The sequence below is a fragment of the Streptomyces sp. NPDC000348 genome (genome assembly GCF_042898795.1).
In the GTDB taxonomy this organism is placed as follows: domain Bacteria; phylum Actinomycetota; class Actinomycetes; order Streptomycetales; family Streptomycetaceae; genus Streptomyces.
In genome coordinates this window covers 21160-47256 of the sequence record NZ_JBIAZD010000028.1, presented here as the reverse complement: position 1 = coordinate 47256, position 26097 = coordinate 21160, and the positions used below count along the sequence as shown (strand labels likewise).

Here is a 26097-nt window from a genome sequence, read left to right as displayed (position 1 = left end):
CGCGGGGGCCGGCGGGCCGCCCCCGGCGGGGGTCTGTTAGGTGGCGCCGCCCTCGGTGCAACCCCTTTTGTGGGTTTTAAACCCGGCGGGCGGGGGGGGGGCCCCCCCCCCCCCGGGGGGGCCCCCCCGGCGCCGTGTCTCAGGGAACGCGTGCGACGAGGTACCGGAACACGTTCGGCATCCACACGGTCCCGTCCTGCCGCTGGTACGGATGCAGGGCCTCCGCCAGCTCCTTGTCGACCTGCACCTGGTCCGTGGCGGTGACCGCGGGGTCGAACAGCCCGGTCGACTTCAGGCCCCGTACCGCGCTGTCCGCGTCGGCGTAGCCGAACGGGCAGGCCACCCGCCCGGAGCCGTCCGGCCGCAGCCCCGCCCGCGCGGCGACCCGCTCCAGGTCGTCGCGGTCCGCGGGACGCCAGGCACCCGCGCCGCGCAGCGGCTCCGCCAGTTCGGCGGCCACCCGGAGCACGGACGCCGTGGCGCACCGCTCCGGCGGACCCCAGCCGGACAGCACCACGGCCGCTCCGCGCCCGGCGAGCGGCACCGCCTCGGCGAGCAGATCGACCAGCCCCTCCGCATCGCCCGCGAGGCAGCCGATCGGCTCGAAGGCGGTCACCACGGTGTACGCCGGCGCGTCCGCGCGGGCGGCCTTTCCGGGCGAGCCCCGCACGATCCGGGTGTCGTCACGCGCACGCGCGTCCCGCCCGTCGGGCAGCAGCCGCTCCCGCGCGAGGGCCAGCCGGTCGGCACAGGTGTCGACACCGGTGACCGCGGCACCGCGCGCGGCCGCCATCAGCAGGGCCAGCCCGGAGCCGCAGCCGAGGCCGAGCAGTCGTGTCGTGGGCCCCACGCCCAGTCGCTCGTAGACGGCCTCGTAGAGCGGCACGAGCATCCGCTCCTGGATCTCGGACCAGTCACGCGCGCGGGCACGCAGGTCCGCACGGGGGACGGCCCCCGCGCGGGGCAGCTGCTGTCGCACGAGCGTAGGTGTCATAGGTAAGCGCCCCAATCAGCCGAGAGTTGCCGCAGTGCCCTGTTCCCTGGCCCCCGTGCAATGCGCCCCGCACACCCCCCGTATGCCAGGAAACTCCGCCCTCGTCGTGTCGTCCAGTGGAATGCGGCGGCGGCTTGGCGGTCGCCTGTGCCAGTGGCAAGAATTCACATTCCGGTAATCCCGGGCCGCCCGGTCCGCCACGGCGAAGGCACTCGTGCGCCGGTTCCGGCCAAGGCCGACGGAACCGGGAGGGGCTTGTGGCGGGGCGGTGCGCGGTCGCGGGGGCGGACCCGGTAACGTCGCGCCCGTGCCGTGCCCGCCGCGCCGGACGCCGCGACCTCGCGAGAGCGGCCGAAACGCCTCTTGCGCATCCGCGGACCTCACGCGCACCGGCGCGCGGAGACCGCTTACACGCCGGGGCGTACGTCAGCCTACGCACCACCTTGAGGCGAGCTGCGAGGCTTCTCCGCAGATCAGCGCACCCGTGCTCGTCAGGACGCATCAGCGGCAACTGACGGGTACGTGCAAATTATTTAGGATGCCCCGGAATCGGAACACAGGGGCACCCGGGCTCGTTGTCATTACGTGAGCACGACACAGACACCACCTGTTCTCGCCGCAGAGCTGGCGCAGGCGTGGGCCGACATTCAGCGGTACCACCCCGAGCTGCCCGATCTTGCCGCGCCCGAGTCCCTGATCGGGGAGTCGTCGTCCGCGTGCGGTCACGAACTCTCCTTCGAACGACTGCTGCACGAGGCAGTCCACGGCGTCGCCGCCGCGCGCGGCGTACGCGACACATCCCGCGCCGGCCGCTACCACAACCGCAGGTTCCTCGCGATCGCCGAGGAACTGGGCCTGGACCACCCCGAGGAACCGCATCCCAGCAGCGGCTTCTCGCTGGTCACGCTCACTCCCGAGGCGAAGCGCCGCTACCGTTCGACGACGGAACGCCTCCAGCGCGCGCTGAAGGCCCACTCCGCGGCGACCGCGGGCGACACCGCCCGCAGCTTCCGCGGACCGGCCGCACGGCACGGCTCCTCCGGGGGCGGCGTCCGCGTCAAGGCCGTCTGCGACTGCGGCCGCAACGTCCGCGTCGTCCCCTCGGTCCTGGCCCAGGCCCCCATCGTCTGCGGCGGCTGCGGCAAACCCTTCCGGATCCCGGAAGTGGTGGCGGCGGCGAGCTGACCGTCCCCGGCATCTCGTGGATGCCGGGTCGGCTCCGTCCCCACCCGCGCCTCCCCCCGCTCGACCGAAGCCGGGAGCGGGGGAGGGCGTGCGCGGCGCTGCCCCGCGGGGTCCGGCCGCACTCCCGACGTACGGCCGTCAGGACGCCGGGTGCCTCTCGAGCGTGCCCACTTCCAGGCACCCCTCGGTCATCCCCGCCCCGTAGGGTGTGGCAGAATGGCCAGCTGTACTCGACAGCCGCACAGGACCCCTCTCTCCTCCGGCTGACGCGTCCATCGGGCACTCGGGTACCGCAACCCCACGCGGCAACTTCCGCCGTGCCCCACCACGTCAAATCCAGGAGAACCCACTCCCGTGGCAGTCAAGATCAAGCTGAAGCGTCTGGGCAAGATCCGTTCGCCTCACTACCGCATCGTCGTCGCCGACTCCCGTACCCGCCGTGACGGCCGGGCCATCGAGGAGATCGGCAAGTACCACCCGACCTACAACCCCTCGGTGATCGAGGTCGACGGCGAGCGCGTGGCGTACTGGCTCGGTGTCGGCGCCCAGCCGACCGAGCCCGTGCTCGCCATCCTGAAGAAGACCGGCGACTGGCAGAAGTTCAAGGGCGAGCCCGCCCCGGCTCCGCTGCTGCAGCAGGCCGAGAAGCCTGCCCGCCCGTCCTTCGAGGCGCTCGGCGGCGACGACGAGGGCAAGGGTGAGGCGATCACCCAGAAGAAGAAGGCTGAGAAGAAGGACGAGGCCGCCGCCGAGTCCTCGTCGACCGAGGCCTGAGCATGCTCGAGGAGGCTCTCGAGCACCTCGTGAAGGGCATCGTCGACAACCCTGACGATGTGCAGGTCGCCTCGCGCGACCTGCGCCGCGGGCGTGTGCTCGAGGTCCGGGTCCACCCGGACGACCTCGGCAAGGTGATCGGCCGCAACGGCCGCACCGCGCGCGCTCTGCGTACCGTCGTGGGCGCCATCGGCGGCCGCGGTGTCCGCGTCGACCTCGTCGACGTGGACCACGTCCGCTGACGCCGAACGCAGCACCGGCTCGGGCCGGGGAAGGCCACTGGGCCGTCCCCGGCCCGTAGTCGTACGAGCCGTGAGCGGCTCGTCGCAGTTCGACAGGAGATCAAGCACAGTGCAGCTGGTAGTCGCTCGCATCGGCCGCGCCCACGGCATCAAGGGCGAGGTCACCGTGGAGGTCCGCACCGACGAACCGGAGCTGAGGCTCGGGCCCGGTGCCGTCCTGACCACCGATCCCGCCTCCGTCGGGCCACTCACCATCGAGACCGGTCGCGTCCACAGCGGCCGCCTCCTGCTGCGCTTCGAGGGCGTCCACGACCGCAACGGCGCCGAGGCCCTGCGCAACACCCTCCTCATCGCCGACGTCGACCCGGACGAGCGGCCCGAGGACGAGGACGAGTACTACGACCACCAGCTGATCGACCTCGACGTCGTCACGAAGGACGGCGAGCAGGTCGGCCGGATCACCGAGATCTCGCACCTGCCCACCCAGGACCTCTTCGTGGTCGAGCGCCCCGACGGCACCGAGGTGTACGTGCCGTTCGTCGAGGAGATCGTCACCGAGGTGGACCTGGAGGAGCAGCGCGCGGTCATCGACCCGCCGCCCGGCCTGATCGACGACCGCGCGGCCCGCGACGAAGTCGCTGACGGACGGGGTGTGTCCGCCCGGGACGCCGGGGAAGAGGCGTGATGCGGCTCGACGTCGTCACGATCTTCCCGGAGTACCTGGAACCGCTGAACGTCTCCCTCGTGGGCAAGGCACGCGCCCGCGGACAGCTGGACGTGCACGTGCACGATCTGCGTGACTGGACGTACGACCGGCACAACACCGTCGACGACACCCCGTACGGCGGTGGCCCCGGCATGGTCATGAAGACCGAGCCGTGGGGCGACGCGCTCGACTCGGTCCTGGCGGACGGGTACGAGACCGGCTCCCGCGAGCCGGCCCTGATCGTCCCCACCCCCAGCGGCCGCCCCTTCACCCAGGAACTGGCCGTCCGGCTCTCCGAGCGCCCCTGGCTGATCTTCACCCCGGCCCGCTACGAGGGCATCGACCGCCGTGTCGTCGACGAGTACGCCACCCGGATGCCCGTGTACGAGGTGTCCATCGGCGACTACGTGCTGGCCGGTGGCGAGGCGGCGGTCCTCGTCGTCACGGAGGCCGTCGCACGGCTGCTCCCCGGCGTCCTCGGCAACGCCGAATCGCACCGCGACGACTCCTTCGCGCCCGGGGCCATGGCGAGCCTCCTGGAGGGCCCCGTCCACACCAAGCCGCCGCGGTGGCGCGGGCGCGGCATCCCGGAGGTGCTGCTCAGCGGCCACCACGGGAAGATCGCCCGCTGGCGGCGCGACGAGGCGCTGCGCCGGACCACCGCCAACCGGCCCGACCTCATCGAGCGCTGCGAACCCGGGGCCTTCGACAAGAAGGACCGCGAGATGTTGTCCATCCTGGGCTGGGAACCGGACCCCGCCGGAGAGCCGTACGGCCGATTTTGGCGCAGGACCGAGGGCGTGGAAGAATAGGCCGCTGCTGTGCGTCGTCCGGCGTGCGCCCCTGCCGCAGGGGGACACGACGCCCGTCCCGAACCGCACGGCATCGATCCCAGCCTCTAGTTGCCGTTGATGACCTGCGGCATCAGCGAAGAAAGCAGACGAAATGTCTCACCTGCTCGACTCCGTCGACTCCGCGTCGCTGCGCAGCGACATCCCCGCCTTCCGTCCCGGCGACACCGTCAACGTCCACGTGCGCGTCATCGAGGGCAACCGCTCCCGTGTGCAGCAGTTCAAGGGCGTGGTCATCCGCCGTCAGGGCGCCGGCGTGCGCGAGACCTTCACGGTCCGCAAGGTCTCCTTCTCCGTCGGCGTCGAGCGCACCTTCCCGGTGCACACCCCGATCGTGGAGAAGATCGAGCTCGTCACCAGGGGTGACGTCCGTCGCGCCAAGCTGTACTACCTGCGCGAGCTGCGCGGCAAGGCGGCGAAGATCAAGGAGAAGCGCGACAACTGAGCGCTTTACCGGCGTCACATCGCGGCCGGATAACATCTGGCTCCGATGGACACCGAAGCACAGCCGACGGAGCGCGACCGCTCCCTCCCCCCGGCCGGACCCGAGAACACCTCGGGGACGGCGGGGCCGGAGGGGCGGTCGCGTTCCGCGTTGGTGCAGCGCCTCACGCCACGACTGCCCGGCGGGCGGACTACCCTGACCCTGCTGCTCTGCCTGCTGTTCCTGCTCGCGGTGAACACGTTCGTGGCGCGGCCGTTCCAGATCCCCAGCGGATCGATGGAGCGGGGATTGAGGGTCGGGGACCGCGTGCTCGTAAATAAGTTGGCGTACCGCTTCGGCGCCGGGCCGCAGCGTGGTGACGTGATCGTGTTCGACGGCACCGGGTACTTCGGTGACGCCCACTACGTCAAACGGGTCGTCGGGGTGGGCGGGGACCGCGTGGTCTGCTGTGACGGGGAGGGGAGGATCCGGGTGAACGGCCGGTCGGTCGACGAGTCGGGCTTCCTGTTCCCCGGCGACAGTCCCTCCACGGTCCCCTTCGACGTCGCCGTGCCCGACGGACGCCTGTTCGTCCTCGGGGACCACCGCAGCGACTCCAGCGACTCCCGCGACCACCTCGGCTCGCCCGGCGGCGGCATGATCCCGGTCGACAGCGTGATCGGCCGCGCCGACGGGATCGTCTGGCCCTTCGGCCACGCCACCCGGCTGCACCGGCCCGACGCCTACGCGCGCGTGCCCGCCCCGGAGACGGACGCGGCGGAGGGCCTCCATGGGTAACCGCGGCAAACCGCGCGGCGTCCCGGACAGCGCCGCGGAGAACCTGCTGCCGACCGGCTCCCGCCGCGCGGCCGGCCCGGCTCCCGGACGCAGCAGGGCCGAGCGGCGCAAGCTCCAGCGCAAGGTCAAGCGGCGTCGCAGGCGCAGCGCCGTCAAGGAGATCCCTCTCCTCGTGGGTGTCGCCGTCGTGATAGCGCTGGTGCTGAAGACGTTCCTCGTCCAGGCCTTCGTCATCCCGTCCGGCTCCATGGAGCAGACGATCCGGATCGGCGACCGGGTGCTGGTCGACAAGCTCACCCCGTGGTTCGGCTCCAGGCCGCAGCGCGGGGACGTCGTCGTGTTCAAGGACCCCGGCGGCTGGCTCCAGGACGAGCAGACCACGCCGAAGAAGGACGACCCCGTCGGGATCAAGCAGGTCAAGGACGGGCTCACCTTCATCGGACTGCTGCCGTCCGAGAACGAGAAGGACCTCATCAAACGGGTCGTCGGCGTCGGCGGCGACCGCGTCCAGTGCTGCGACGAGCAGGGCCGGGTCACCGTCAACGGCGTTCCCCTGGAAGAGGACTACCTGTACCCCGGCAACGCCCCGTCCACGACTCCGTTCGACGTCACCGTTCCCGAGGGGCGGCTGTGGGTGATGGGCGACCACCGGGCGAACTCCGCCGACTCCCGTTCCCACCAGGACACCGACTACGGCGGCACGGTCTCCGAGGACGAGGTGGTGGGCCGGGCCATGGTCATCGCCTGGCCGCTCGGCCACTGGAGCACACTGGAGGAGCCGACGACCTACGCGTCCGTGTCGGACTCGGCGCCCGGGTCGGCCGCTGCCGCCCCGCCGTCGCATAGGGTTGCCCCGGACGGTCCCGATGGAATGGTCCAGCTCCCGAGCCCTGCGGAACTCCCGCTCGTTATGGGAGTGGTGGGCCTGCGCCGGGCATGGCGCGGGCGGCGGCAGAGAGTGAGGAGTTGGCGTGGGGGATGCGGCGGTTGGCGCACGGTCCGGGCGCGAGGGCGACGAACACCGCGGGCGTCCCGTGGAGGCGGCCGGTCCGGCCGCTGACGACTTCGTGACCTCCGGGGACGGCTCCCCGGCGGGTGGCGGCGACGGACCCGGGGGCGAGCAGCCCCCCACGGCGCGGGGCGGTTCGGGCGACGGCACCCCCCAGGCGAAGCAGCCCCGTTCCTTCTGGAAGGAGCTGCCGATCCTGATCGGTATCGCGCTGGTGCTGGCGCTGCTGATCAAGACGTTCCTGGTGCAGGCGTTCTCCATCCCCTCCGACTCGATGCAGAACACCCTCCAGCAGGGCGACCGGGTGCTCGTCGACAAGCTCACCCCCTGGTTCGGCTCCGAGCCCGAGCGCGGCGAGGTCGTCGTCTTCCACGACCCCGACAACTGGCTGGCGGGCGAGCCGACCCCCGATCCGAACCCGCTGCAGAAGGTCCTCAGCTGGATCGGTCTGATGCCGTCCGCGGAGGAGAAGGACCTGATCAAGCGGGTCGTCGGGGTCGGCGGTGACACGATCGAGTGCAAGGGCACCGGCCCGCTGAAGGTCAACGGCACGGCGCTGAACGAGCCGTACGTGTATCCCGGCAACACCCCGTGCAGCCAGGACGACCAGGGCGGCCAGTTCAAGGTGAAGGTACCCGAGGGCCACATCTGGGTCATGGGCGACCACCGCCAGAACTCCCGGGACTCGCGGTACAACCAGGCCGACAGGAACAACGGGTTCGTCCCCGTGGACAAGGTCGTCGGCCGTGCCGTCGTCATCGCCTGGCCGGTCAACCGCTGGACCAACCTGCCCGTCCCGGACACCTTCGACCAGCCCGGTCTGGCCGCCGGACCGTCCTCCGCGGCGGTCCTGACGGCCGCGCCCCAGGGACTCGCGCTCGCGTCCGCGGTGCCGCTGGTGCTCTGGCGGCGTCGGCGGCACGGCTCCGGAGAGGGCCGCCGGGAGGGCTGACCCCGTCCGGTACCGACGGGTAGGGTGCCGCCCATGAGTGGTCGGAGCACGACGCGCACGGTTCCCGGCGGCAGCGGCTCGGGCACCGCCCGGGCGGGCGGCCGGACCGGGCAGCGGCTGTCCGGGCTGGCCGTGGCTCTGGGCATGGTGCTGTTCCTCGGCGGATTCGTCTGGGGAGCGGTGCTGTACCGGCCGTACACCGTGCCCACCCCCTCGATGGAGCCGACGATCGGCGCCGGTGACCGGGTGCTGGCCGAGCGCATCGACGGTGACGCCGTCCGCCGCGGTGACGTCATCGTCTTCACGGACGCGACCTGGTCGAACGCCCCCATGGTGAAGCGGGTGGTCGCCGTCGGCGGTGACACGGTCTCCTGCTGCCAGGACGGCAGGCTGAAGGTCAACGGCAAGGAGATCGACGAGCCGTATCTCGCCGAGGGCACGGCGGCCGGGTCCGGCTCCATCCCCGAGGTGACCGTGCCGAAGGGGCGGCTGTTCCTGCTCGGTGACGAACGCTCCGGGTCACTGGACTCCACGGCCCATCTGACCGACGCCGCCGGCGGCACCGTCTCCCGCGGCGCGGTCCAGGCCCGGGTCGACGCCGTGGTCTGGCCGGTGAACGGCATGCTCGAGACACCCACCGGCTTCGAACAGCTCGGTGCGCTCTCCTCGCCTGGCCCGCTGCGGACCGTCGTCGCGCTGGTGATCGCCGGTGCCGTGCTCGTTCTCGGCGGGGCCGCGTACGGTCCCTTCGCCAAGCGGGCGGACGCGTCCCGGGCCGGGGCGAACGCGGGGACCGCCGGTGTCCGCTGAACCGGTCCCGGAGGCCGAGGACTCCTGTGCCGACGGGCTGCGCAGGGTCGCCCGGGTCGTGCTGCTCGATCCGCAGGACCGCATCCTGCTGCTGCACGGCCACGAGCCGGACGATCCGGCCGACGACTGGTGGTTCACGCCCGGCGGCGGCGTGGAGGGCGACGAGACCCGTGAGCAGGCCGCCCTGCGGGAACTCGCCGAGGAGACCGGCATCACCGAGGTCGAGCTCGGCCCCGTGCTGTGGCGGCGGAGGTGCTCCTTCCCGTTTGCCGGCCGCCGCTGGGACCAGGACGAGTGGTACTACCTCGCCCGCACCGCCCAGACCGCGGTCGCGGCCACGGCGCTGACCGAGCTGGAGCGGCGCAGTGTCGCCGGAGCACGCTGGTGGACGTGCCCGGAACTCGCTCGGGCGCATGAGACGGTGTATCCGACCAGACTCGCCGAGCTGCTGCGCAGGCTGCTCGACGAGGGCCCCCCGGCCGGACCCGTGACCCTGGACACCGAAATCGTCTAGGGGCCGGCGGGACTGGCGCACAATGGTGGGATCGCACGGCTGAAGGGGAACATGCCATGAGCGCCGAGGACCTCGAGAAGTACGAGACCGAGATGGAGCTGAAGCTCTACCGGGAGTACCGCGATGTCGTCGGTCTGTTCAAATACGTGATCGAGACCGAGCGGCGTTTCTATCTCACCAACGACTACGAGATGCAGGTGCACTCGGTTCAGGGCGAGGTGTTCTTCGAGGTGTCGATGGCGGACGCCTGGGTCTGGGACATGTACCGGCCCGCCCGGTTCGTGAAGCAGGTCCGGGTACTGACGTTCAAGGACGTGAACATCGAGGAGCTCAACAAGAGCGATCTCGAGCTGCCGGGCGGGTGACCGGCGCACTCGTGCGGGTGAGGGAGTTGTCCACAGCCGCCGAGTTCTGCACCAAGATCCACTCCGTCGGGCGGGATGCGTGACCGTGGGCGCCGGAGGTGGTGCCGACATGAACGCACAGCGTGCGCGCAGCGCACTCGGCAGGTACGGCGAGACACTGGCCGCACGGCGGCTGACCCAGTCCGGGATGACGGTCCTGCAGCGCAACTGGCGCTGCGGCAGGACCGGCGAGATCGACATCGTGGCCCGGGACGGGGACGCCCTGGTCGTCTGCGAGGTGAAGACCCGCAGGGCAGGGCCTTTCCAGCACCCCATGGAGGCGGTCACGTCGGCCAAGGCCGACCGCCTGCGGTCCCTCGCCGAACGCTGGCTCCAGGAACACGGGGGAGCGCCGCCCGGCGGGGTCCGCATCGACCTGGTCGGCGTGCTGCTGCCGGCCCGCGGCGCACCCGTGGTCGAGCACGTCCGGGGGGTGGCCTGACATGGGGTTCGCGCGTACGTGCTCGGTGACGCTGGTGGGCGTCGAGGGCGTGGTCGTGGAGGTCCAGGCCGACCTGGAGCCCGGGATCGCGGCCTTCACGCTGGTGGGGCTGCCGGACAAGAGCCTGACGGAGAGCCGGGACCGGGTCAGGGCGGCCGTGGTCAACTCCGGCGCCGAGTGGCCGCAGAGGAAGCTCACCGTGGGACTCAGCCCGGCGTCGGTCCCGAAGGCCGGCAGCGGTTTCGACCTGGCGGTCGCCTGCGCGGTGCTCGGCGCCGCCGAACGGATCGATCCGCGGGTGCTCGGCGACATCGTCATGATCGGCGAGCTGGGGCTGGACGGCCGGGTGCGGCCGGTGCGCGGCATCCTGCCGGCCGTACTGGCCGCGGCCGACGCGGGATACGAACAGGTGGTGGTGCCCGAGTGCGCCGCCGCCGAGGCCTCGCTGGTGCCGGGCGTGTCCGTCCTGGGCGTCCGCAGCCTGCGCCAGCTGATCGCGGTGCTCACCGACGAGCCCGTGCCGGAGGAGGACCCCGCGGAGCGGACGCGGCCCGACCCGCTGCTGGCGGGACTGCGCGCCCCGGGCACCGGAGCCGACACCGGGATGCACGGCGTCGGCGCGGCATCGCACGACCAGGGCCACGACCTCGCGGACGTCGTCGGCCAGCTCTCGGCGCGGACGGCCGTGGAGGTGGCCGCGGCGGGCGGGCACCACCTCTTCCTGGAAGGACCGCCGGGGGCCGGCAAGACCATGCTCGCGGAGCGGTTGCCGTCGATCCTGCCGCCGCTGGACCGGCAGGCCTCGCTCGAGGTGACGGCCGTGCACTCGGTGGCGGGACTGCTCCCCCCGGGAAAACCCCTGATCGACACGGCCCCCTACTGCGCCCCGCACCACTCGGCCACCATGCAGGCGCTCGTCGGCGGCGGCCCCGGTACGGCCCGGCCGGGAGCGGTGTCCCTCTCGCACCGGGGCATCCTCTTCCTGGACTTTAGCGACCACCCGCTACGTGTCCGTGTCACTCGTTGAGATGCAGTTCGGCCGCGTCACTTAGGTCATTAGCTAACGGTTTGTTTCCATTCGCCTCGTATGGGACGACTTGGAGGGAACCTCTGGTGAGAAGCACTCTGGTGCTGGAAGACCTGCGCGTACAGAAGATCAGACGAGCCGACGGCAGCTGGTCGTTCTCGATCCTCTGGCCGGACTACACGACCGACGAAGAAGCCGAAAGCTACCTGCGCACCTACGAGGGCTCAGGCTCCCAGGAGACGTACGCCTACTACCTCGTCGATCACCTTCGGTGGCGCATCCGCGAGGGTCTGACGACGGAGACGATCACGCTCCGGGACCTCCAGCGCTATCAGGGGGCGGTGGGTGCACAGGTGCCGATGCCGTACGGGCAGCCGTGGCGGATGCCGCCGAAACGTCCGTACGGCAACTCGGCCCTGTCGGTCTCGGCGACGGTCCTGAAGAACTTCTATCTGCACCAGTGCGGGCGACGAGGTGTCAACGACGAACTGCGCGACGCTCTGGACGTCACGCGGTTGCCCACGATGGCGGACCGCAGGCGGGCCTTCCTGGGGCACGTGAAGACCTCGATGCCGTCGAATCCGCTGGCTCCGCGGAAGGGCGCGCGCCGCCGGCATCCGAAGATGCTGCCCGACGGGGCCCGCTCGGATCTGATGGGTTCGGTGAACACCGCTCGTGACGAGATGGTCGTGACCTGGTTGTCCGACTCGACCTTGAGGATCGGCGGTCTGACCGGGCTGCACCTGGTCGACCTGCACCTGCGGGAGGACGCGGCCTGCGGCGAGTGCAAGAGCCCGCACATCCACGTCTGTCACCGGCAGAACAACCCCAACCGAGCCAGGGCGAAGAAGAAGGAGGACTGGCACCTGGTCGACGGTGTGATCACTGGTGGTGAGATCTACCGGGTGAGCCCGGCCATGATCAGCTCCTACTTCAAGTACATGACGACCGAGTACGCGAAGCACGCCACCGGGCACGGCATGCTTCTCATCCAGCTCTCCGGCCCGAGCACCGGCGAGCCGTGGACCGCGGACGCGGCCCGCGGGATGCTGCGACGGGCGGGCCGACGGGCGGAACTACCCGGCCGCATCAAGCCGCACGCCTTCCGGCACACGACAACGTCGAAGGTCCTGGACGCGGCGAACGGCGACCCTTTGGTGGCCAAGGCCGCCGGGAACTGGGCCTCCGCCGCCATGGTCGACGAGGTCTACGGCCACCCGGACCTGCACTCCCCGGACTTCTCCTCCGCCCTGCACGAGGTCTGGGGGGACACCGAGTGAGCACTCCCCACCCGTCGATCTCGCTGTTGGTCAACCGACACGCGGCCACCCGCACGGTCACCGACCGTCTGGAGATCCTCCACGCGCTCATCGCAGCCCCCAACGCCGATCCGATCTTCGGCGGGGATGTGCTCCACATTCCCGCCGAGCACCACGCTTACGGATGGCGGTGCAAGGTCGAAGACTGCCAGCGGAGCAAGGAAGGCCACTGGGACCTCTGCCACCGCCACCAAGACCAGTGGATGGCCCTGCGGGCGAACGGCGCCACCTACACCTCGTTCCTGGACATCGCGGAGCCGCTCCAGACCCGGAGTTGGTCCGAGCCGAAACCTTGCCTGATCTGCCCGGAACTGCCGGCAGTCGGCCACATGGGACTCTGCACCGTCCACGCGAAACGCTGGACCGGCTGGGAACGCTGGACGCGGAAGAAGGGAGAGGTCCCGCGCTTCGATGACTGGCTGCCTCGGCAGCGCCCGCTACCCGGCATGGGCAAGTGCCAGGTGCTTGCCTGCAGCGAGCTCGCCGACCCTCACCCGATCCGTCTGTGCTCGCGGCACCGCACTCTCTACAACCGCCAAGGGAAGCCGGGCGACGCCCGGGTCCCGGACCGTCGGCAGCGGGCCCAGCGTGCTGGGGCGGACGGCCACGGGGTGATCACCTACGGCAACGAGGCCGCGTTCAACCACTGGTGCCGCACCGCGCCCGTCATCGTCCGCATGACGGGCACCCTCTCCCTGCTTGGCCTGCGACCGCTGGTGAAGGCCGAGCTTCAGTGGACCTTGTCCCACCACGCCAGCACCTCGATCGAAGGCGCCTACTGGCCGCTGCGGTTCATCCAAAGCATCGCCCAGCACTGCCGTGATCAAGAAGCGGCCTCGCTCACCGATCTCGACCTCGAGGGCCTCACCGACCACTGCCAGAAGATCGTCAAGGCGATGCTCTGCGAACTGCGGCTCGTCTATTTCACCCGCCAGGACACCAAGCAGTCCGGGTTCTTCGAGACCGAGCACTACGGCATCCGGTTCCCCAACTGCAGCAGCCACTTCGACCTGACCTGCATCTCCCAGACCTGGCTGCGGGACATCCTCTGGGACTTCTACGACGACCTGATGCGGAACAACCCGCCTCGCTCCCAGACCACGTTCAAGGCCATCCGCCGGGCCTGCAGCGAACTCAGCGCCTACCTGCTGGCCCAGGCGCCAGCAGGCGGCAACGATCCGCACCGGCTGACGGAACAACACATGCTGGACTTCGTCACCGACCAGCGACACCGGGGCCGCAACGGCCTGCCGCCCCTCGGCCTGCACAAAGACCCCGGAGGCCGAGGCCGCAAGCAACCCCGCGCGACACCGGACGCGGTCGGCCGGACCTTCACGGGCGTCCGGCGACTGCTCAGGTTCGGCATGGACGAGGGCCTCACCACCGCAGCCGGCGTCGACCGTCGCTTTGTCACCGCCGTCCCCACCGGCGGGTCCCCGCGCGGCGGCCGGCGCCAGCCCTTCTCCGACGATGTCGCCCGGGCACTCGCCACCGATGACAACCTCGTCCTCCTCGAGCAGCACGATGCTGAAGACCGCGGCCTGAGGGACATCTGGGAGACCTTGGTCTTCACCGGCCGCCGCGCGAACGAGGTGATCAAGCTCCGGCTCGAGTGCGTCGGCCGGATCAACGACCTACCCGTGCTCTGGCACGACCAGACCAAAGTCGGGAATCTCGACGAGGGAATCCGCATCCCTGAACGGCTCGTCGACCGGCTCAAGGTCCGCCAGGACAAGACCATCGACCGGTTCGTCGAACGGCACGGGCGCAAGCCCACGCCGGAGGAACGAACCCTCATCGCGCTCTTTCCCCGCCGCTCGAGAAACCGAGCCGGACTGCAGAGCGTCAGCTACGGCTTCTTCCAGACCGGCTTCTCCACCTGGATCAACGAGCTCGACATCCGAGGCGTCCCCCACCAAGCGCGTCACACTCTGGCCACCAAATTGCTCAAGGCCGGCGCGAACCTCTCGCACGTCAAGCGCTACCTCGGCCAGGTCTCCGAAGCCATGGCCGAGCACTACGCCCACATCGCCAACACCGACCCCAGGTTGAACGAGGCCCTCAACACCCTCTGGGTCGCCGGGCCCGGCGCCGCGGAACCCGGGCTCCTTCTATCGTCCGGCGAGCCCATGTCCCGCGAACAGGCCGAGGCGCTGGCCATCGACCTCACCCGACGATCCACGCCGGCCGAAGGAGGCTTCTGCACCTTCCAGCCCGTCGTCGACGGCAACGCCTGCCCCTGGAACATGGACTGCCACAACTGCGACAAGTTCGTACTCTCCGGCGCCGACCTCGTCTACTGGCACCGCAAGCGCGAGCAATGGCGCATGCGCGCCGAACGGGCCCCCACCCCGGAAATCGCGGACTACTTCCACGATCTGTTCGAGCCCACCGCCCGCGCGATCGACGGGTTGGAGAAGGCCCTGGCCGCCGTCGGTCTCCTCGACGAGGCCCTCGAACTTGACCTCCGCCGACCCCAAGACTACTTCGGCCGGGTCTGGGCCACCGCCTTCCGGGCCCAAGAACTTGCCCGCCACGAAGAGGAAGGAGAGGCTGCATGAGACCCTCCAACACCGCGGCCGCCATCGCCGCCCGCCGCACGCAGACCAAGGACAAGCTGGACCGCGTCACCACGGCCATCAGTCAGCTCCGCCGCGACCGCGGTCGTCTCACCGTCCGCGCCATCGCCGAACGCGCCGATGTGTCCTCCACCTTCCTCTATGAGAACGCGGACGCTCGCGCACTCGTCCAGAACGCTGTCACCGACAGCCACACCCGCCGTCATGCCGCCAGCCAGGCAGAACACCACCGCATCGAAGCGACCTGGCGCGAGCGCGCGCTGAACGCCGAAGCCGAGCTCACACGCACCCAGAAAGAGATCCTGGTCCAGCGCCAGCGGATCGGCGAGCTCATGGGACAGATCCGAGACTTCGACCAGATGGTCCCCGGCGAGTCCGTCCAGCACCTGATCAGCGAGAACACCACCCTCAAGCATCGAGTCCAGCAACTGACCCAAGAGCACCGCAAACTCCAGGAAAGACTCGAAGGCGCGCGCTCCAACCTCCGATTCTCAGACAAGCGCATCGCCGCCCTCGAAGCCCAACTTCTTGAACGGGACCAGCCTTGAACGCAGGCGTCCGTACTCTGTTCGTGTGATCATCCTCGACACCAATCAGCTGCATCGGGCCCTTCCCGGCAACCCGACACTGACGCTGTTGACCGCTGCGGCTAACCGGTGCGGACACACCCTGGCTATCACCGACATAGTCCTGCGTGAGATGGTCCGGCAGCGCCGCGAGGGCCTCACCCAAGCACGCAAGGCGCTCGAAGCTGCCCAGCGCGAGGTGAACAAGTACGTGCGGCCGGCATCTCGAATCGTCTCCACCACGTGGTCGGATCGCCCAACGGAGCTGGAGACAGACTTCTTCGAAGCTGAGTTGCGGCAAGCCTTCACCGTCTTGCACACCGATCCGGAAGACGCGCTCGAGGCTCTGGAGCGTGAGGCTGACCGGCGGCCGCCCTGCAAAGCGAATGGCGAAGGCGGTCGAGACACCGCGATCTACCTGACCGCGCTTCGTGCGGCACGCAAGAACGACGACTTGGAATCGGTGCAAGCCAGGATCGCGGGCAAGGCCAGTGGAGGCACCCGCCCTCTCCCCGTGATCTTCGTGACCGAAGATAAGGGTTTCTCGGATCCGAAGAACCGCACAGCCTTCGCGCCGGAACTGCGCGAGGAGATCGCCGACGCGCCGCTGACTCTCCGCCTCGACGTCGTCTCGGCACTCGCCGAGATCGGCTACCCGAGCCAGTGGGTCGATGCCAAGAGCATCACTGAGCGAGATGATTTTCGCGGCATGCTCCGTGAGGCCGTCACGCGCGAGACGCTGGGCATGCTCTCGCCGGCGCCCCGCGAGGCCTTCCCCGAATGGGTTCGGACCCGCCCGCCTCGGCTTCGAAGGCTGGGCAAAGCGCACCAGTGCAAGGGAGGCGGGCTGACCTTGTCCATGTTGAGCGGGACATGGTCGTCGGGCATCTTTACCCGCAACAGGCCTGATGGCCTGAGTCCGTCCACGATCAAGGGCGAGTACCACCTGCGCATCACCGCGGACATAACAGCGTTGGTCGTGCAGGACGAGAGCGGCGACGTCATCGAAGCCGAGTTCTCCTCCACGTCGGTGACGATCACAGACTGAGAGCTGCACATTGGGCGAGGCGGCCGACTCAGCATGCTGAGCCTGGTCGCCTTACAGTGGAACGTTGCGGTCACCTACGCGAGGCATCGGTGCAGGTCACGGCCGATCCAGTCAGATGCGCGGTCGCTAAAGACGACGAGACACCGGAGTTCGGCAGCCGGTCCCTGGACGCCCTGCGGCAGCCGCTGGAGGCCGGGCACGTGATCATCGCGCGCAGCGCCGGTGTCGTGCGCTTCCCGGCGCGCTTCCTGATGGTGCTCGCCGCCAACCCCTGCCCCTGCGGGCGCTTCTCGCGGACGAACGAGCAGTGCGAGTGCCCGCCCTCGGCGATCCGCCGCTACCAGGCCAGGCTGTCCGGGCCGCTGCTCGACCGGGTCGACCTGCGGGTCGAGGTCGACCGCGTCACGCGCACCGAGCTGACGGCGGGCGGCGCCCGGGGCGACACCACCGCCACGGTCGCCGACCGGGTGCGGACGGCCCGGGACCGCGCCGCTGCGCGGCTCACCGGCACCCCGTGGCGCACCAACGGTGAGGTCCCCGGGCGGGAGCTGCGCAGCCGCTGGCACGCCGCCCCCGGCGCCATGGACGACGCCGAGCGGAGCCTGGAGCGGGGCATGCTCACCGCCCGGGGACTCGACCGGGTCCTGCGGGTCGCCTGGACCGTCGCCGACCTGGCCGGCCACGAGCGGCCCGACGCCGCGGACGTCGCCCTCGCCCTGCAGCTGCGCACCGGCGTCCCGCGCGGTGTGCCCATGGTCATCGGGGCGGGGGTGTGAGCGCCGTGGACGGATCCGACGGCGAACTGCTCGGCCGGGTCCTCCTCACCCGGGTCGTCGAACCCGGTGACGAGACCGGCGGGCGCTGGGTGCGGGAGTTCGGCGTGGACGCCGTGGTGCGACGGCTGCGGGAACGGGGGGATCCGCTGCCGGGGGCGAGCGGCAAGCGGTGGGCCGGGATGCTGGCCCGGGCGGAGCGGGCCGAACCGTGCAGGGACCTCGCCGTCGCGCGGGACGCCGGGGTGCGCTTCGTGGGTCCCGGCGCCCCGCAGTGGCCCGGGCAGCTCGACGACCTGGGCGACGCCCGGCCACTCGGGCTGTGGGTGCGCGGGGGAGCCGACCTGCGGATGTGGGCGCTGCGCTCGGTCGCCGTCGTCGGCGCCCGCGCCTGCACCGAGTACGGCGCGCACATGGCCGCCACCCTCTCCGCAGGCCTCGCCGAACGCGGCTGGATCGTGGTCTCCGGCGGTGCCTACGGGGTCGACGGCGCCGCCCACCGCGGCGCCCTCGGGGCGAACGGCGCCACCATCGCCGTACTCGCCTGCGGAGTCGACCGGCCCTACCCGCGCGGCCACACCGGGCTGATCGGCAGGATCGCGGAACAGGGCCTGGTCGTCGGCGAGTTGCCCCCCGGAGATCATCCGACACCGAGCAGATTCATCCTCCGCAACAGGGTGATCGCCGCGCTCACCCGGGGCACCGTCGTCGTCGAGGCCGCCCACCGCAGCGGCTCCCTGGTGACCGCCCGGGCGGCCCGCCGTCTGGGACGCCACACGATGGGGGTACCGGGGCCGGCCACCAGCGGGCTCTCCGCCGGGGTGCACGAACTGCTGCGGCAGGACGCGGTGCTGGTCACCGACGCCGACGAGGTCGTCGAACTCGTCGGCGACATGGGCGAACTCGCGCCGGAACGCCGGGGGCCGGTGCTGCCCCGGGACCTGCTCGACCCGGCAGCACGGCAGGTCCTCGCCGCGCTGCCGGGGCACGGAACGGCCCGGCCGGAGGAGATCGCGCTCGCCGCGCAGACCACCCCGGACGACGCGATCGCGAGACTGTACGAACTACGAGCACTTGGTCACGTCGAACGACACGGCGACGGCTGGAAGTTGACGCGCCGGGCGACGATCCCGGTCCTGGGCGGTCCCGAGCCTCGCTGACACAGCGTGTTCGGCCGTCCGGGGGAACCCCGACACGCCTTGGAATTTACGTCAGTTGGGCTACTCCGTCGATCACTCAGAGCGACGGGTGCGCTCCGGCGGGACAGTGCCCGGAACGAATCCGCGCACGGTCCCGCCTCCCTTCTTCGCACACCGCGACGCCTCAGTCACGCTACGCTCACGAGGATCCCGACAAGGACGGGCGAGAACAGGCATCCAGACATCGGACAGACAGCACACCCAGACAGCACCGGTCCACGGCAGAACGGCACAAGGCGACGAATGCCCCAGCACACCTCCGGGTCCGACCGGGCGGCGATCCCCCCAGCCGCCCGCGACGGTGGCAGCGTACGGCCGCCCGCTCCCTCGACGCTCGACGAGCTGTGGCGGTCGTACAAGGCGACGGGGGACGAACGGCTGCGGGAACAGCTGATCCTGCACTACTCGCCGCTGGTGAAATACGTCGCCGGCCGGGTCAGCGTGGGACTGCCGCCCAACGTCGAGCAGGCGGACTTCGTCTCCTCCGGGGTCTTCGGGCTGATCGACGCGATCGAGAAGTTCGACGTCGACCGGGAGATCAAGTTCGAGACCTACGCGATCACCCGTATCCGGGGCGCGATGATCGACGAGCTGCGGGCGCTGGACTGGATCCCTCGCTCGGTGCGCCAGAAGGCACGCAACGTGGAGCGCGCCTACGCCGCGCTGGAGGCGCGGCTGCGGCGCACGCCGTCGGAGAGCGAGGTCGCCGGTGAAATGGGCATCGCCGTGGACGAGCTGCACGCGATTTTCAGCCAGCTGTCGCTCGCGAACGTCGTCGCCCTGGAAGAGCTGCTGCACGTCGGGGGCGAGGGCGGCGACCGGCTGAGCCTGGTGGACAAGCTGGAGGACACCACCGCCGACGACCCGGTGGAGGTGGCCGAGGACCGGGAGCTGCGGAGGTTCCTGGCGCGGGCCATCAACACACTGCCGGAGCGGGAGAAGACGGTGGTCACCCTGTACTACTACGAAGGGCTCACCCTCGCCGAGATCGGCAATGTGCTGGGCGTGACCGAGAGCCGGGTCAGCCAGATCCACACCAAGTCCGTGCTGCAGCTGCGCGCGAAGCTGGCGGGTTTCGGCCGCTGAGCCCTTCCGGCGGGCAGCCGGTCCGTCCCCTGGCCGCCGTGGGCGGGGCGTCCGTAAAGTGGGTGCCGTGCCAAGGATTCGAGCGGCCTCCGTGGCCGAGCACCGGTCGATGCAGCGAGCCGCCCTGCTGGACGCGGCACGCTCCCTGCTGTCCGAGGGCGGTACGGAGGCGCTGACCTTCCCGGCCCTCGCCGAGCGCACCGGCCTCGCGCGCTCGTCCGTGTACGAGTACTTCCGCTCGCGCGCGGCCGTCGTCGAGGAGCTGTGCGAGGTCGACTTCCCGGTCTGGGCGGCGGAGGTCGAGGCGGCGATGGCGACGGCCGGCGGGGCCGATGCCAGGATCGAGGCGTACGTCCGCAAGCAGCTGGAACTGGTCGGGGACCGGCGGCACCGCGCCGTGGTCGCGATCTCGGCGAGCGAGCTCGACGCCGGCGCCCGGGAGAAGATCCGCGCGGCCCACGGCGGACTCGTCGCGATGGTCGTCGAGGCCCTGGCCGACCTCGGTCACGCCGAGCCCCGCCTCGCGGCGATGCTCCTCCAGGGCGTGGTCGACGCGGCCGTACGCCGTATCGAGCTGGGCGCGGCGGAACACCCGGACGCGGTCACGGAGGCGGCGGTCTCCATGGCACTCCGCGGCGTACGGGGCTGACGGGCGCGTTCCCGGTCCCGGGGCCTCGCTCCGGCACCGGCACCCCCAGCACCGGCAGCAGTCTCGACGGGCCCCCGCGCAGGAGCCACGGGGGCAGCAGGGTGAGCGGATCCAGGTAGGTGTCCCCCCTCAGCAGGCCCCAGTGGACGCACGGGGCCGTGCAGTGGGAGCCCGTGGGGGCCACCGTGCCGATCACCTCGCCCGCCGTCACCTCGTCGCCCTCGGACACCGATGCGCGGACCGGTTCGTAGGTGGTGCGCAACGGGGGGTCGCCCGTGCCGGTGAGGCGCACCGAGACGACGCCCTTTCCGGCCACCCGGCCCGCGAAGGAGATCCGGCCCGCCGCCACGGCCCGTACCGGTGTCCCCGGCGGGGCCGCCAGGTCCACGCCCCGGTGCCCGCGCCCGTACACCGTGGCCGGCGGCTCCCAGCCGCGCGGCACCCGCGGCCGTACCCCCACCGGCCACGCCCGCCCGACGGCCGGCGTCCCGGGGTCCCCGCCCGCCGGCGTCCTCGCCCCCGCCGTCGACAGGCCCGGCGGAGGCGGGGCCGACAGCGCCGCCAGGGTCAGGACCACCAGAAGGACCAGTCGCGTACACGCCCTCGTGAAGGCACTCTTTCGCATGCCGCAGAGCCTTCCGGAGATCCGTGATCACCGCCCGGACCTGTGGACCGCCGGCCGTTTGTGGACAGCGGCGTCACCCGGGGCCCCGCGGGTCCCGTACACTTCTGGTGGCGACCCGGGCCACCGGGTCGACTTCGCACGCCCCGACATCAGGACCGGTCACGGCCGGAACCCGGATGTCAGCGCCCCTCGGTCCTTCGTGGCAACGGCGCGTCGCGGGCGTCAGGCGCGGGAGCCGTCCGGCATCCGCGGCACAACCGAGAAATTCAAGGAGATACGGCCATGGCCGTCGTCACGATGCGGGAGCTGCTGGAGAGCGGCGTCCACTTCGGTCACCAGACCCGTCGCTGGAACCCGAAGATGAAGCGCTTCATCTTCACCGAGCGCAACGGCATCTACATCATCGACCTGCTCCAGTCGCTGTCGTACATCGACCGCGCCTACGAGTTCGTCAAGGAGACCGTCGCCCACGGCGGCACGGTCATGTTCGTCGGCACGAAGAAGCAGGCGCAGGAGGCCATCGCCGAGCAGGCCTCCCGTGTCGGCATGCCCTACGTCAACCAGCGCTGGCTGGGCGGCATGCTCACCAACTTCTCGACCGTCTACAAGCGTCTGCAGCGCCTCAAGGAGCTCGAGCAGATCGACTTCGAGGACGTGGCCGCCTCCGGCCTCACCAAGAAGGAGCTGCTGGTCCTCTCCCGCGAGAAGGCCAAGCTGGAGAAGACCCTCGGCGGTATCCGCGAGATGCAGAAGGTGCCCAGCGCCGTCTGGATCGTGGACACCAAGAAGGAGCACATCGCGGTCGGCGAGGCCCGGAAGCTCAACATCCCGGTCGTCGCCATCCTCGACACCAACTGCGACCCCGACGAGGTCGACTACAAGATCCCGGGCAACGACGACGCGATCCGCTCCGTCACCCTGCTCACCCGCGTGATCGCCGACGCCGTCGCCGAGGGCCTGATGTCCCGCTCCGGCGTCGCCGAGGCCGGCAAGGGCGAGAAGGCCGCCGGCGAGCCGCTGGCCGAGTGGGAGCGCGACCTGCTCGCGGGCGAGAAGAAGGCCGAGGAGGCCGCTCCGGCCGCCGACGAGGCCGAGAAGCCGGCTGAGGCCCCCGCCGCCGAGGCCGAGCAGGCCGCCGAGGCCGCCCCGGCCGCCGAGGCCGAGCAGGCCTGACCGCCCCGTCAGAGCCGATGACGGCGGGAGCGGTGACATCACCTCCGCTCCCGCCGTTCACCCGTAGGTCGGCGGCGTGCCGGGCACCTGCTCCCGCGCAGGTCCCTGACCCCGCGGATCTCCGAACCTCCAGACTTCGAGAAAGATTCACAGACTCATGGCGAACTACACCGCCGCCGACGTCAAGAAGCTCCGGGAGCTCACCGGCGCCGGCATGATGGACTGCAAGAAGGCGCTGGACGAGGCCGAGGGCAACGTGGAGAAGGCCGTCGAGGCGCTCCGCATCAAGGGCCAGAAGGGCGTCGCCAAGCGTGAGGGCCGCTCCGCCGAGAACGGCGCCGTGGTCTCGATCATCGCCGACGACAACTCCTCCGGCGTCCTCGTCGAGCTGAAGTGCGAGACGGACTTCGTCGCCAAGGGCGACAAGTTCCAGGCCGTGGCCACCGCCATCGCCGAGCACGTCGTCAAGACCTCCCCGGCCGACATCGAGGCGCTGCTCGCCTCCGAGATCGAGGCCGGCAAGACCGTCCAGGCGTTCGTGGACGAGGCCAACGCCAACCTGGGCGAGAAGATCGTCCTGGACCGCTTCGCCCAGTTCGCCGACGGCTACGTGACGGCGTACATGCACCGCACCATGCCCGACCTGCCCCCGCAGATCGGTGTCCTGGTCGAGTTCGACAAGCCGAATGCCGAGATCGCCAAGGGCGTCGCCCAGCACATCGCCGCCTTCGCGCCGAAGTACCTCTCCAAGGAGGACGTGCCGGCCGAGGTCGTCGAGTCCGAGCGCCGTGTCGCCGAGGAGACCACCCGCGCCGAGGGCAAGCCCGAGGCCGCCCTGCCGAAGATCGTCGAGGGTCGCCTCAACGGCTTCTTCAAGGACGCCACGCTGCTCGGCCAGCCCTACGCGCTGGACAACAAGAAGTCCGTCCAGAAGGTCCTGGACGAGGCCGGTGTCACCCTGAAGCGCTTCACGCGCATCAAGGTCGGCATCTGAGTCCGTACCGCGACGGGCGCGCGACCCCGATAGGGTCGACAGCAGTCGTTCGGACACGCGTCCACGCACGCGCGCGTGCCGGACGACAGCAGATCTGACGAGGAGGCCATTGCCGCATGGGATGCGAACCACTCCCCACCGGCAATGGCCTTCTTCGTATGTGCAACACGTGAAAGAGGCGGGAACCGACGATGACCACCAAGGCTGAGAAGAGCGACGACGGCAAAGTACGCGGCCGGTTTCTGCTGAAGCTGTCCGGAGAGGCCTTCTCCGGCGGCGGGGGCCTGGGCGTCGACCCCGACGTGGTGCACGCCATCGCACGTGAGATCGCGGCCGTCGTCCGGGACGGCGCGCAGATCGCGATCGTCATCGGCGGCGGCAACTTCTTCCGCGGCGCCGAGCTCCAGGTGCGCGGCATGGACCGCGCCCGCTCCGACTACATGGGCATGCTCGGCACCGTGATGAACTGCCTCGCCCTCCAGGACTTCCTGGAGAAGGAGGGCGTCGACTGCCGCGTGCAGACCGCCATCACCATGGGGCAGGTCGCCGAGCCCTACATCCCGCTGCGCGCCGTACGGCACCTGGAGAAGGGCCGTGTGGTCATCTTCGGCGCCGGAATGGGCATGCCGTACTTCTCCACCGACACCACCGCCGCCCAGCGCGCCCTGGAGATCGACGCCGAGGCGCTGCTCATGGGCAAGAACGGTGTGGACGGCGTCTACGACTCCGACCCGAAGACCAACCCGGACGCCGTGAAGTTCGACGCGCTCGGCTACGGCGAGGTCATCACCCGGGACCTGAAGGTCGCCGACGCCACGGCCGTCACGCTCTGCCGTGACAACAGCCTCCCGATCGTCGTCTTCGAGCTTCTGAAGGAGGGCAATATCGCCCGCGCCGTCAAGGGTGAGAAGATCGGCACGCTGGTGGGCGACCAAGCCGGCCGCAACTGACCGGGGGATGGACAATGTCCTGCCGGTCGGGAACCGTGCAGGAAGAAGACGCGACGCAGCCGGCCGCCGCCCCTCACCGGAACCGCGGCCGGGCCTACTCAAGACACGCAGGAGCAAGTGGTGATCGAAGAGACCCTCCTCGAGGCCGAGGAGAAGATGGAGAAGGCCGTCGTGGTCGCCAAGGAGGACTTCGCCGCGATCCGCACCGGCCGTGCGCACCCGGCGATGTTCAACAAGATCGTGGCCGACTACTACGGCGCGCCGACGCCGATCAACCAGCTGGCCTCGTTCTCCGTGCCCGAGCCGCGCATGGCCGTGGTGACCCCGTTCGACAAGAGCGCGCTGCGCAACATCGAGCAGGCGATCCGCGACTCCGACCTGGGCGTCAACCCGAGCAACGACGGCAACATCATCAGGGTGGTGTTCCCCGAGCTCACCGAGGAGCGCCGCCGCGACTACATCAAGGTCGCCAAGGGCAAGGGTGAGGACGCCAAGGTCTCCATCCGCTCCGTGCGCCGCAAGGCCAAGGACGCCATCGACAAGCTGATCAAGGACGGCGAGGTCGGCGAGGACGAGGGCCGCCGTGCGGAGAAGGAGCTCGACGACACCACCGCGAAGTACGTCGCCCAGGTGGACGAGCTCCTGAAGCACAAGGAAGCGGAGCTGCTCGAGGTCTGATGAACGACTCTTCCTGGGGGACGCCGCAGACCGGGTACTGGGGGCCGTCCGACCACGGGCAAGGCTGGGGAGCCGCTCCGGCGGGCCCCGCGTACGATGCGCACAACGCGCAGCAGACGCGTCCCATGCCCATCGTGCCCGACGTACCCGAACACGGCGGAGACCAGGATGTGGACCGGGGGGCCGCTCGGCTGAGCGGCCCCTTGTTCCGAGACGAGCCGACGCGGGTCCGACCCCTTCCGGGGGAGGTGCCGCAGAATCCGGAGCCCATGCCCGACGCCCCGCAGCCGGCACCCGCACCGCAGAAGAAGAGCGCGGGGCGGGACCTCGGCGCCGCGATAGGCGTCGGCGTCGGACTCGGCGTGGTGATCGTCGCGTCGCTGTTCGTCGTCAAGGCCGTCTTCGTCGGCGTGGTCGCCGTCGCCGTGATGGTGGGGCTGTGGGAGCTCACGTCGCGGCTGCGGGAGCGCAAGGGCATCAAGGCGCCCCTGGTACCGCTCGCGCTGGGCGGTGCGGCCATGGTCGTCGCCGGGTACGCCCGAGGGGCCGAGGGCGCGTGGGTGGCCACGGCGCTCACCGCGCTGGCGGTGCTGCTCTGGCGCATGGCGGCGCGGCCCGAGGGCTACCTCAAGGACGTCACGGCGGGCGTCTTCGCGGTGTTCTACGTCCCCTTCCTGGCGACCTTCGTCGCGATGATGCTCACCGCCGACGACGGTCCGTGGCGCGTCCTGACCTTCCTGCTGCTGACGGTCGTCAGCGACACCGGCGCGTACGCGGTCGGCTGGCGCTTCGGCAGGACCAAGCTCGCCCCGCGCATCAGTCCCGGCAAGACCCGTGAGGGCCTGCTGGGCGCGGTGGCCTTCGCGATGGTCGTCGGCGCGCTGTGCATGCAGTTCCTGATCGACGACGGCAGCTGGTGGCAGGGCCTGCTCCTGGGCCTCGCGGTCGCGGCCAGCGCCACCCTGGGCGACCTCGGCGAGTCCATGATCAAACGCGACCTGGGCATCAAGGACATGGGCACACTGCTTCCCGGCCACGGCGGCATCATGGACCGCCTGGACTCCCTGCTGCCGACGGCACCGGTGGTGTGGCTGCTGCTGGTGCTCTTCGTCGGCTCCGGCTGACCCGCACCCGCGTGGCCGGACCGGGCCCCCGTCCTCTCCGGACGGGGGCCCGGCCGCTGTCCGGTGCGGTGACGGTCCTCTTCTCATCCTCACGGCACACGCGGGGCCGGGCGGCGACGGCAGGCACCACGGCGGCCCGCCCTGCCGGCGGTGCGGGGCACTCCCCGACCGGAAGGGCCGCCGCCGGCCACACCGTCACTGC

27 protein-coding genes and 2 pseudogenes are annotated in these 26097 nt (G+C 70.6%); 27 read left to right on the top strand and 2 right to left on the bottom strand.

The window, feature by feature from the left end; genetic code table 11:
* Positions 1 to 139 precede the first annotated feature (139 nt).
* Positions 140 to 994, bottom strand: a complete 855-nt coding sequence (locus ACFY3N_RS34310; RefSeq protein WP_390820722.1) for a methyltransferase domain-containing protein — start codon at positions 992 to 994, stop codon at positions 140 to 142.
* Between the two features lie 585 nt (positions 995 to 1579).
* On the opposite strand from ACFY3N_RS34310, the gene ACFY3N_RS34305 reads away from it, so the two are divergent.
* From ACFY3N_RS34305 to ACFY3N_RS34200, 22 genes and pseudogenes are all read left to right on the top strand, one after another.
* Positions 1580 to 2179 (top strand): hypothetical protein, encoded by a 600-nt coding sequence (locus ACFY3N_RS34305; RefSeq protein ID WP_390820721.1) that lies wholly within the window; start codon positions 1580 to 1582, stop codon positions 2177 to 2179.
* 354 nt (positions 2180 to 2533) lie between these two features.
* A complete protein-coding gene (rpsP, locus tag ACFY3N_RS34300) occupies positions 2534 to 2953 on the top strand; it encodes a 30S ribosomal protein S16 (protein WP_390820720.1) in 420 nt (139 codons plus the stop codon).
* Positions 2954 to 2955: 2 nt separating this feature from the next.
* On the top strand, positions 2956 to 3195 hold the full coding sequence (locus tag ACFY3N_RS34295; protein WP_005479813.1) for an RNA-binding protein: 240 nt from the start codon (positions 2956 to 2958) through the stop codon (positions 3193 to 3195).
* A 109-nt stretch (positions 3196 to 3304) separates the two neighbouring features.
* Positions 3305 to 3880, top strand: coding sequence for a ribosome maturation factor RimM (gene rimM, locus ACFY3N_RS34290; protein ID WP_390820719.1), 576 nt, complete (start codon positions 3305 to 3307; stop codon positions 3878 to 3880).
* On the top strand, positions 3880 to 4713 hold the full coding sequence (trmD, locus tag ACFY3N_RS34285) for a tRNA (guanosine(37)-N1)-methyltransferase TrmD (RefSeq protein ID WP_390820724.1): 834 nt from the start codon (positions 3880 to 3882) through the stop codon (positions 4711 to 4713). The genes rimM and trmD overlap by 1 nt, the downstream gene beginning before the upstream one ends.
* Positions 4714 to 4846: 133 nt before the next feature.
* A complete protein-coding gene (gene rplS / locus ACFY3N_RS34280) occupies positions 4847 to 5197 on the top strand; it encodes a 50S ribosomal protein L19 (protein WP_013000407.1) in 351 nt (116 codons plus the stop codon).
* A 45-nt stretch (positions 5198 to 5242) separates the two neighbouring features.
* On the top strand, positions 5243 to 5974 hold the full coding sequence (gene lepB, locus ACFY3N_RS34275) for a signal peptidase I (protein WP_390820718.1): 732 nt from the start codon (positions 5243 to 5245) through the stop codon (positions 5972 to 5974).
* Entirely contained in the window at positions 5967 to 7034 is a 1068-nt protein-coding gene (gene lepB / locus ACFY3N_RS34270; protein WP_390820717.1) for a signal peptidase I, read from the top strand. The genes lepB (ACFY3N_RS34275) and lepB (ACFY3N_RS34270) overlap by 8 nt, the downstream gene beginning before the upstream one ends.
* Positions 6946 to 7935, top strand: a complete 990-nt coding sequence (lepB, locus tag ACFY3N_RS34265; protein WP_390820716.1) for a signal peptidase I — start codon at positions 6946 to 6948, stop codon at positions 7933 to 7935. The genes lepB (ACFY3N_RS34270) and lepB (ACFY3N_RS34265) overlap by 89 nt, the downstream gene beginning before the upstream one ends.
* A 33-nt stretch (positions 7936 to 7968) precedes the next feature.
* Complete coding sequence (gene lepB, locus ACFY3N_RS34260) at positions 7969 to 8745, top strand: signal peptidase I (RefSeq protein WP_390820715.1); 777 nt, start codon at positions 7969 to 7971, stop codon at positions 8743 to 8745.
* Positions 8735 to 9259, top strand: coding sequence for an NUDIX hydrolase (locus tag ACFY3N_RS34255; protein ID WP_390820714.1), 525 nt, complete (start codon positions 8735 to 8737; stop codon positions 9257 to 9259). Before lepB (ACFY3N_RS34260) ends, ACFY3N_RS34255 begins: the two co-directional genes overlap by 11 nt.
* Before the next feature lie 56 nt (positions 9260 to 9315).
* Entirely contained in the window at positions 9316 to 9624 is a 309-nt protein-coding gene (locus ACFY3N_RS34250; RefSeq protein WP_003965949.1) for a DUF2469 domain-containing protein, read from the top strand.
* A 79-nt stretch (positions 9625 to 9703) separates the two neighbouring features.
* Positions 9704 to 10105, top strand: a complete 402-nt coding sequence (locus ACFY3N_RS34245) for a YraN family protein (protein WP_390820713.1) — start codon at positions 9704 to 9706, stop codon at positions 10103 to 10105.
* Between the two features lies 1 nt (position 10106).
* A pseudogene (locus ACFY3N_RS34240) lies at positions 10107 to 11093 on the top strand (YifB family Mg chelatase-like AAA ATPase); the annotation flags it as partial.
* A 125-nt stretch (positions 11094 to 11218) separates the two neighbouring features.
* Positions 11219 to 12412: a tyrosine-type recombinase/integrase gene (locus ACFY3N_RS34235; protein WP_390820712.1), complete on the top strand. Its 1194-nt coding sequence runs from the start codon at positions 11219 to 11221 to the stop codon at positions 12410 to 12412.
* Positions 12409 to 15012, top strand: a complete 2604-nt coding sequence (locus tag ACFY3N_RS34230; RefSeq protein WP_390820711.1) for a tyrosine-type recombinase/integrase — start codon at positions 12409 to 12411, stop codon at positions 15010 to 15012. Before ACFY3N_RS34235 ends, ACFY3N_RS34230 begins: the two co-directional genes overlap by 4 nt.
* Complete coding sequence (locus tag ACFY3N_RS34225) at positions 15009 to 15578, top strand: DUF6262 family protein (protein WP_390820710.1); 570 nt, start codon at positions 15009 to 15011, stop codon at positions 15576 to 15578. The genes ACFY3N_RS34230 and ACFY3N_RS34225 overlap by 4 nt, the downstream gene beginning before the upstream one ends.
* A gap of 25 nt (positions 15579 to 15603) precedes the next feature.
* The gene (locus ACFY3N_RS34220) at positions 15604 to 16644 is read left to right on the top strand and encodes a PIN domain-containing protein (protein ID WP_390820709.1); all 1041 of its coding nucleotides are present in this window, start codon (positions 15604 to 15606) and stop codon (positions 16642 to 16644) included.
* 134 nt (positions 16645 to 16778) lie between these two features.
* Positions 16779 to 17420, top strand: a pseudogene (locus ACFY3N_RS34215) (ATP-binding protein); the annotation flags it as partial.
* The gene (gene dprA, locus ACFY3N_RS34210) at positions 17417 to 18577 is read left to right on the top strand and encodes a DNA-processing protein DprA (RefSeq protein ID WP_390820708.1); all 1161 of its coding nucleotides are present in this window, start codon (positions 17417 to 17419) and stop codon (positions 18575 to 18577) included. The pseudogene ACFY3N_RS34215 and the gene dprA, both read left to right, overlap by 4 nt.
* Positions 18578 to 18859: 282 nt before the next feature.
* Positions 18860 to 19702: an RNA polymerase sigma factor WhiG gene (gene whiG, locus ACFY3N_RS34205; protein WP_390820707.1), complete on the top strand. Its 843-nt coding sequence runs from the start codon at positions 18860 to 18862 to the stop codon at positions 19700 to 19702.
* Positions 19703 to 19793: 91 nt separating this feature from the next.
* Positions 19794 to 20351, top strand: a complete 558-nt coding sequence (locus tag ACFY3N_RS34200) for a TetR/AcrR family transcriptional regulator (RefSeq protein ID WP_390820723.1) — start codon at positions 19794 to 19796, stop codon at positions 20349 to 20351.
* Here the strand turns inward: ACFY3N_RS34200 and ACFY3N_RS34195 are convergent.
* Positions 20305 to 20976, bottom strand: coding sequence for a M23 family metallopeptidase (locus ACFY3N_RS34195; protein ID WP_390820706.1), 672 nt, complete (start codon positions 20974 to 20976; stop codon positions 20305 to 20307). The genes ACFY3N_RS34200 and ACFY3N_RS34195 overlap by 47 nt on opposite strands.
* Positions 20977 to 21258: 282 nt before the next feature.
* Here ACFY3N_RS34195 and rpsB point away from each other — a divergent pair, with 282 nt between their 5' ends.
* The 5 genes from rpsB (at position 21259) to ACFY3N_RS34170 (ending at position 25895) form a co-directional block, all read left to right on the top strand.
* Positions 21259 to 22149 (top strand): 30S ribosomal protein S2, encoded by an 891-nt coding sequence (rpsB, locus tag ACFY3N_RS34190; protein ID WP_390820705.1) that lies wholly within the window; start codon positions 21259 to 21261, stop codon positions 22147 to 22149.
* A 157-nt stretch (positions 22150 to 22306) separates the two neighbouring features.
* Positions 22307 to 23143, top strand: coding sequence for a translation elongation factor Ts (tsf, locus tag ACFY3N_RS34185; RefSeq protein ID WP_217128878.1), 837 nt, complete (start codon positions 22307 to 22309; stop codon positions 23141 to 23143).
* A 191-nt stretch (positions 23144 to 23334) separates the two neighbouring features.
* The gene (pyrH, locus tag ACFY3N_RS34180; protein ID WP_030824848.1) at positions 23335 to 24093 is read left to right on the top strand and encodes a UMP kinase; all 759 of its coding nucleotides are present in this window, start codon (positions 23335 to 23337) and stop codon (positions 24091 to 24093) included.
* A 120-nt stretch (positions 24094 to 24213) separates the two neighbouring features.
* A complete protein-coding gene (frr, locus tag ACFY3N_RS34175; RefSeq protein WP_145867003.1) occupies positions 24214 to 24771 on the top strand; it encodes a ribosome recycling factor in 558 nt (185 codons plus the stop codon).
* A complete protein-coding gene (locus ACFY3N_RS34170) occupies positions 24771 to 25895 on the top strand; it encodes a phosphatidate cytidylyltransferase (protein WP_390820704.1) in 1125 nt (374 codons plus the stop codon). The genes frr and ACFY3N_RS34170 overlap by 1 nt, the downstream gene beginning before the upstream one ends.
* Positions 25896 to 26097 lie beyond the last annotated feature (202 nt).